The organism is Streptomyces boncukensis (assembly GCF_011045075.1).
GTDB classification, from domain to species: Bacteria; Actinomycetota; Actinomycetes; order Streptomycetales; family Streptomycetaceae; genus Streptomyces; species Streptomyces boncukensis.
Genome location: NZ_JAAKZZ010000386.1, coordinates 1 through 7,165, shown reverse-complemented (window position 1 = coordinate 7,165; position 7,165 = coordinate 1). Strand labels below are relative to the sequence as shown.

Here is a 7,165-nt window from a genome sequence, read left to right as displayed (position 1 = left end):
GGCGGTAACTGTCCGCGAGTCCCACGTGACCGAGACCGCATCAGCGGGCATCAAGACGGCACAAGCCGGCAACCGAGCCTCGGCCGAGGGAGAGACGCACGCGTGAACGAGCCCGCGGACACCAGTGAGCCGCCGACCGGGGTCACCACCGCCGAGTGGGGCCTGTGGCAGGCGTTCCGCAACGGCAGCGAGCACGACCTGCGGACGCACCAGCCCGAGCTGGACGACCCCAACGGCGACCACCCCTGGGGCCCGGAGCGCACGGTGCGCGCCCGGTTCATCGCGCGGCTGCTGCTGCACGGCCCGCCCCCGCTGCTGGGCCGGGTCGCCTCGCTCCAGCTGACCGGCGCCCGCGTCACAGGGTGCCTGGACGTCTCCGGCGGCGTCGTCGAGCACTACGTCGAGTTCCGGCAGTGCCGCTTCGCGGACGAGATCCGGATGCCCGAGGCGCGGCTGCACACCGCCCGCTTCGTGGACTGCTACATCCCCCGGCTGGAGGCCGCCCGCCTCACCACCGAGGGGGATCTGCATCTGCCCCGGTGCAGCATCCCGGAGGGCGTCAAGCTCACCGACGCCACGATCGGCACCGACCTGATGCTGAACGAGGCCACCGTCGGCTCCGGGCGGCGCACCCGCGCCATCGCCGCCGACGGCGTCACCGTCTCACAGGAGCTGCAGGCCAGCCTGCTGCTCACGGACGGGCAGGTCAGCTTGCGCGGGGCCACGGTCGGCAGCTCGCTGCACATGTTCGGCGCGGTGCTGCGCAACCCCCGGGGCCGCTACGCGCTCTACGCGCCGCAGATGACCGTGGAGCAGGTCGCCAGCTTCGCGGACGCGAGCCGCGCCACGGCCCCGCAGATCTACGGCGCCACCCCGCCCACCGGCACCCGCTACGACTTCACCACCCAGGGCGGCACGAGATGGCGCACCAAGCACTTCGAGTGCACGGGCGGCATCGTGCTGGACGACGGCCGGTTCGGCTCCTCCCTCGTGATCGAGAACGCCCGGCTGGACCTCCAGCTCGACCAGGAGCTGTCGCTGCGCCGGATCACGGCCCCGCAGCTGAACTTCACCCCGCAGGCCCCCGAGCGCGGCCTGATCGTGCTGTCCGGCGCCACCGTGGACAAGCTCGTCGACCGGACCCGCAGCTGGCCGAGGGACCACCGGCTGTGGATGGCGGGCTTCGCCTACCAGCAGGCCATCCCCTGGGAGGGCCACTTCAACGTCCGCGAGCGCCTGCGGTGGGTGGCCACGGCCACACCCGAGTACGCGCCCGAGCCGTACGAGCAGTTAGCGGCGATGTACCGCAACACGGGCGAGGACACCAACGCGCGCGTCGTGCTGCTGGCCAAGCAGCGCCGCCGCCGCGAGACGCTGCCGCTGCCGGCCAAGGCGTGGGGGTACGTCCAGGACTGGACGGTGGCGTACGGCTACCGCCCCGGGCAGGCGGCCCTGTGGATGGGCGTGCTGTGGCTGACCGGCGCGCTGCTGTTCGACGCACACCGTCCGGAGCCGGTCAAGGGCGACGAGTCCCCGCACTGGAACGCCGCGCTGTACGCACTGGACCTGCTGCTGCCCGTCATCTCCTTCAACCAGGACACCGCCTGGAACCCGGCGGGCCGCTACCAGTGGCTGGCAGCGGCCATGATCGCGCTGGGCTGGATCCTGGCCACGACGGTGGCGGCGGGCGCGACACGGCTGCTGCGGCGGCAGTGAGCTGCGGCGACACCTCCGGGCCTGGAATCCTGGCGGCCTGCGCGGGCCGGTCCATCTCCTGATCCGCCCAAAGGGCTTAGGCTTACCGGTTGTGACAACCGCCCTACCGCTCTTCCCCCTCAACACGGTGCTGTTCCCGGGCCTGGTCCTCCCCCTCAACATCTTCGAGCCCCGCTACCGGGCCCTGCTGCGCGACCTCCTCGACCTGCCCGAGGACGTCCCCCGCCGGTTCGGCGTGGTCGCCATCCGGGACGGCAGCGAAGTGGCCCCGACCGCGACCGGGCTGCCCGAGTCCGCAGCACCCCCCGGCAGCGAGGCGGGCGCGGGCTTCGGCCCCGACCCGATCACCTCCTTCTACACCGTGGGCTGCGTCGCGGAAGCCTCCACCATCCGGGAGCGCGCCGGCGGCGAGCCGGACGGCGAGAACCTGGAGCCCGGAGCTCCCGGAACCGACGCTTCCGACCCGCGGACCAGCACCACCGGGTACGAGGTCCTGGCCACCGGCACCACCCGCTTCCGGCTGCTGTCCGTCAACGCCGACGGCCCCTATCTGACCGGCGAGACCGAGGAGATCCCGGAGGAGGAGGGCGACGGCGCCGGAGCCCTCGCCTCCGGGGTGCTGCGCGCCTTCCGCACCTACCAGAAGCGGCTGGCCGGCGCGCGCGAGCGGACCCTCACGGCCGGCCAGGAGCAGGACCTGCCGGACGACCCCTCGGTCATCTCCTACCTGGTCGCGGCGGCGACGGTGCTCAGCACCCCCGCCAAGCAGCGGCTGCTCCAGGCCCCGGACACGGCGACGCGGCTGACCGACGAGCTGAAAATCCTGCGCCGGGAGACCGCCGTGATCGGTAAGCTCCCGTCGCTCCCGCTCGTGGACCTCACCCGCAACCCCACGAGCCCGAACTGACCTACCCGACCGAGGGCGGCGCGAGGGCGATGGCGAAGAAGAAGACAGCGGCGGCGGCGAAGCGGTCCGCCGCGACCCCGGCCACCGCGGCGGCGGCCGAGGCCGGGGTCGCGTACACCACGCACTCCTACGAGCACGACCCGTCCGCCGCGTCGTACGGCGAGGAGGCGGCCGAGGCGCTCGGCGTCCCGGCCTCCCAGGTGTTCAAGACCCTGGTGGCGGACGTGGACGGGGCGCTGACCGTCGCCATCGTGCCCGTGGCCGCCTCGCTGGACCTCAAGGCGCTGGCCTCGGCGGTGGGCGGGAAGCGGGCCGCGATGGCGGACCCGGCGGCGGCCGAGCGGACGACCGGCTATGTGCGGGGCGGGATCTCCCCGCTGGGGCAGCGCAAGCGGCTGCCGACGGTGCTGGACGCCTCGGCGGCGGAGCACGGCACCGTCTGCGTCTCGGCGGGCCGCCGGGGGCTGGAGATCGAACTCGCCCCCCAGGACCTGGCCACCCTGACAGACGCCACCCTGGCCCCGATCGCCCGCCACTGAGGCCGGTCAGCGGCTACGGCTCCCGGGGCGCCTCCGGGGCGCCCCGTACGGTGCCCCGATGCCGGGAACGCGGGACGCGGGAGGTTCACAGCCGGGGCGTTCTCCGCTACGACCGTAGAAAGCCGCGGTGAACGGGAGGCCCGACCATGTCCAAGCGCACGCGGAAACGCCGGTGGCGGCTCAAGAAGGGCCGGGCGAACCACGGTCGCCGTCCGGCGTAGCCCACCCCTGCTGCACCGGAGGCGGGGCCGACCCCGCCTCCTTGAGCCACACCACGACCGTCATCACCAGATGCAGCGCCACCGCGGCCAGCGGCCACGCCAGCAGCGCCCCCTTGGCCTGCAGCTTCAGCGGGCCGTCGAACGTCGCGCCCTTCCCGGCGGCCCGCGCCGCCGCGGCCACGTCCGTGTCCGGGCCGAGCCACACACCCAGCCGCCAGGCGATCACGGATCCCAGCAGCGCACCGGCCACGAGCCCGACGACGACCCCGACGCCGCCGGAGCGCCGGACGAGGAACACCGCGGCGCCGGTCAGCAGGCCGAACCCGATGCCGAGCAGGACGAAGACGGCGTCGGCGCCGATGGCCTCCTCGCCCTCGGGGTCCTTGAGATAGACGGCCTTGCCGTCGGTGTACAGCGGCACCCGGGGGGCCAGCCAGAGCCACAGCAGCCCGAGGACCACACCGGCGACGGCCACGGCCAGCCCGCACACCACGCCCGCGCGCGCCTCGCGCCACACCTCGGGGCGCCCCTCGCCGGCATGCTCCGCCGCGGGCGGCGCCGGGCGCGTACCGGATCGGACGTCGCCCTCGGCGGCGTCCGCCGGGGGCGTGGCGGGGCGGGAGTCGTGGTCGGGTGAGGACGGCGTCGGTACGGTCACCCCGCTATCGTGCCAGGCCCGGGGCGCACCCTGCGGGCCGACCCTCGCACCGCGCGGCCCGCGGCTGCTGCCATGGCTGGTCGGGGTACATCCGTGCGCCCCGCAGGGGCGCGGGGAGCTGCGCGCGCAGCCACAGATCACGCGCACCCTGCGACGAGGCGGCACGGGGCAGCCCCGGCCCGGCAGAATCCGCAGGACGCGGGTCAGCGCACCGTCGCCCAGCGGTAGGCGCGCGTCGCCACGGCGAGCGAGACCGCGCCGACGGCGGCGCACACCGCGAGGTTCAGCGTGACCGCCCCCCAGTCCGGCCGGGCCTGGAGGGCGCGGCCCAGCGCCTCGACGCCGTACGTCGACGGCAGCAGGTCCCGCACCCACTGCAGCGGCAGCGGGAGCCGCCCGGCCGGCACCACTCCCAGCAGCAGCGCCGCCGACATGCCCAGCTGGCCGCAGACGGTGGCCAGCTCGGGCTTCGGGGCGAGCAGGCCGAGCGCGGCGCCGAGCCCGGCGAGCGCGGCCCCCGCCAGCGGGATCACCGCGACCAGCACCCACAGCCCGCCCAGCGGAAGGTGGAAGAGCAGGGCGCCGATGACGGCGGTGACGGCGACGCCGGGCACGGTGAAGGACGCGTACGCGGCGGCGGCGCCCAGCACGACGGAGGCGGGCGGCACGGGCAGCGTCGCGTAGTGGTCGAGGCCGCCGCTGGCGCGCAGCTGCCCGAAGTACTGCGCGAGCAGGTTCAGCGCCACGAACGCCACGACGAGCACGCTCGATCCGGCGACCACGGCGCGTGCCTCGGCGCCGCCGTCCACCACGCCGCGCATCAGCAGCATGATGCCGAGGGACTGGAAGGTGGCGACGAACAGCAGCGGGATCCGGGCGACGCGCGCCCGCGAGAGCTGGGCGCGGTAGACGGCACCCAGCGCCGGCCGCACCCGGGCGCGCGCGGCGAGCGGCGCGGGGCCGTCGCCGGGCCCGGCGGCGCCGTCCGCGCCCAGCGGCTGCGCCGGCGGTGCGGCGGCGGCCACCGCCCGGCCCTCCGCTGCGGCTGTACTCACGATGTGCCCCCACCCCTCACGTTCTCGCCCTTCACGCTCTCACCAGGCCCTCTGCTCCCCCGGAACCCTCGGCCCGCCCGCCGAGGGCCACATACACGTCCTCCAGGCTCGGCGTCGCCAGCCGGAAGTCGTCCAGCGCGGCGAACGCCGGGCCGCCGGTGACCAGGGCCACCGCCTCCCGCGCCTCCTCCGGGGTCAGCCGCAGCGTCCAGCGGCGCCCCGAGACGGCGGCGGCGGAGCGGAGCGCGGCGATCCGGGGGATGCCGAGCGGGGCCGCCTCGCGCCACACCAGCTCCAGGCGCACCTCCTCGCCGACGGCGGCCTTCAGCCCGCCGGGGGTGTCGCAGGCGATCACCCGGCCCCGGTCGAGTACGGCGACCCGGTCGAGCACGGTCTCCGCCTCGATGACGTTGTGGGTGACCAGCAGCACCGTGCTGCCGTGCTCGACGCGCCGCCGGTCCACGGCCGCCCACACCGCGCGCCGGGCGTGCGGGTCCATCCCGGTCGTCGGCTCGTCCAGCACCAGCAGCGGGCGGGCGCCCATCAGCGCGGCGGCCACGCACGCCAGCCGCCGCTCACCGCCGGAGAGCCGCTTGAGCGGGCGGTCCGCGAGCGGGCCGAGGCCCAGCTCGGCGAGGACGTCGTCGCGGGCCCTGCGGGCGGCAGGGGCCTCCATGCCGCGCAGCCGCCCGGTGGTCTCGGCGGCGAGCGCGACCGTCAGCTCGTCGAGGGCGCTGGACTCCTGGGCGAGGTACGCGAGCAGCCGGGCGGCCCGCCGCGGGTGCCGCACCAGGTCGTGGCCCAGCACCTCGACGCCGCCCTCGTCCGGCCGCAGCAGGCCGGTGAGCTGGCGTACGACGGTGGACTTGCCGGCGCCGTTCGGGCCGAGCAGGCCGAAGACCTCGCCCTGCCGGATGTCGAGGCTGACGCCGTCGCAGGCCCGGACGGCGGGGGCGGCGGGGCGGCGGCGCCGGGCGCGTGCCGCCGGGTACGTCTTGACGAGGCCGCTCACCCTCACGGCTGCCGAGGCCCGCGTGCGCGCGCTGTCCACCGAGCCTCCCGCCGCCTGCCGCATGGCCGTCCTCACGACCTACGAGGGTACGCGCCCGTTCCGGTGCGGCTCGTTCCAGGGGGCGGTGTCCAGCGGATCTTGCCGCCGGGAAGGGGGTGCCCCTTGCTGTCCGCCGCGGACTGCGGGCATGTGGACGGCTGGTCGCGCAGTTCCCCGCGCCCCTGGCGGGGCACGGCCCTGTGCCCCGCCAGGGGCGCGGCATCGTCCAGGTGGGCCCTGGCTAGTCGCCCGCCGGCGCGGGGTCCGAGGACGCGCCGGTGCGGGCGTCGACCTCGCGCCAGAACCCCGCCCGAATGGCATACCGGTCATGCTCGTCGATCTGGTCGTCCTTGTGGGCGAGCAGCCCGAACCGCGCCGCGTACCGGAGCAGTTCGCCGTCGATGCGGTGCGGGATGCGCGGGTACTCCCCGGAGAGCCGCTCCAGCTGCGCGTCCGCGCTGATCCGTTCGATCCAGCGGCGCGCGAAGACCTGGCCGACCTCGAAGGGGTCGCCGCTGACCGCGGTGATGTCCTCCTCGCGGTCCGCCCAGCGCTGCTCGGCCGTGGTGAGCTGGGCCAGCGTCGGCAGCGCGGCGATCTCGGGGGGCTCGCCGGGCACGGCGCGCTCGACCCAGCCCCGGTCGGAGGACCAGCGCAGGGTGGCGCCCTGACCGCCCGCGGGGGCGCCGGCGGCGGGCGCGGCGGCCCCGGGCCTGCCGAGCCCGGCGAGGTCCTTGGGCGTGGGCACGCCGCCGTCGGCGCGGTGCGGCGGGGCCCCGGAGCCCGCGGGCTGGGCGCCGCCCGCTGCGCCCTTGCCCGCGTCCGGCGCGCTGCCGCCCTCGCGGCCCTGCTCGGTTCTGGCGGGCCGGCCGCCGGGCGGGGCCGGGGGCCCGCCGCCGGGCTCGGCGGGCGGCCCATGGGTGCCGTTCTTGGACGTGGCGGCGGGCGCACCGGAGGCATCCGGGGTCTCGGGCAGCGGCGCGGAGAGGATCGCGGCGATCTCGGGGCGGGGCTCCGG

Annotated in this window: 6 protein-coding genes and 1 pseudogene; 3 read left to right on the top strand and 4 right to left on the bottom strand. The window is 76.1% G+C overall.

Translation table 11 applies throughout. The features are described 5' to 3' along the window. Positions 1–102: 102 nt before the first annotated feature. The 3 genes from G5C65_RS27460 (at position 103) to ybaK (ending at position 3,162) form a co-directional block, all read left to right on the top strand. Complete coding sequence (locus G5C65_RS27460) at positions 103–1,716, top strand: oxidoreductase (protein WP_165301688.1); 1,614 nt, start codon at positions 103–105, stop codon at positions 1,714–1,716. A gap of 91 nt (positions 1,717–1,807) precedes the next feature. After that, complete coding sequence (locus G5C65_RS27455) at positions 1,808–2,623, top strand: LON peptidase substrate-binding domain-containing protein (protein ID WP_165301687.1); 816 nt, start codon at positions 1,808–1,810, stop codon at positions 2,621–2,623. A 29-nt stretch (positions 2,624–2,652) separates the two neighbouring features. Further along, complete coding sequence (gene ybaK / locus G5C65_RS27450) at positions 2,653–3,162, top strand: Cys-tRNA(Pro) deacylase (RefSeq protein WP_165301685.1); 510 nt, start codon at positions 2,653–2,655, stop codon at positions 3,160–3,162. 180 nt (positions 3,163–3,342) lie between these two features. On the opposite strand, the gene G5C65_RS27445 is transcribed toward ybaK, so the two are convergent. The 4 genes and pseudogenes from G5C65_RS27445 to G5C65_RS27430 form a co-directional block, all read right to left on the bottom strand. Then, positions 3,343–4,041: a hypothetical protein gene (locus G5C65_RS27445; RefSeq protein ID WP_206442336.1), complete on the bottom strand. Its 699-nt coding sequence runs from the start codon at positions 4,039–4,041 to the stop codon at positions 3,343–3,345. A gap of 203 nt (positions 4,042–4,244) precedes the next feature. Continuing rightward, positions 4,245–5,036: an ABC transporter permease gene (locus G5C65_RS27440; RefSeq protein WP_206442338.1), complete on the bottom strand. Its 792-nt coding sequence runs from the start codon at positions 5,034–5,036 to the stop codon at positions 4,245–4,247. A 91-nt stretch (positions 5,037–5,127) separates the two neighbouring features. Further along, on the bottom strand, positions 5,128–6,108 hold the full coding sequence (locus G5C65_RS27435) for an ATP-binding cassette domain-containing protein (RefSeq protein WP_165301690.1): 981 nt from the start codon (positions 6,106–6,108) through the stop codon (positions 5,128–5,130). A 280-nt stretch (positions 6,109–6,388) separates the two neighbouring features. Continuing rightward, positions 6,389–7,165, bottom strand: a pseudogene (locus tag G5C65_RS27430) (NYN domain-containing protein); the annotation flags it as partial.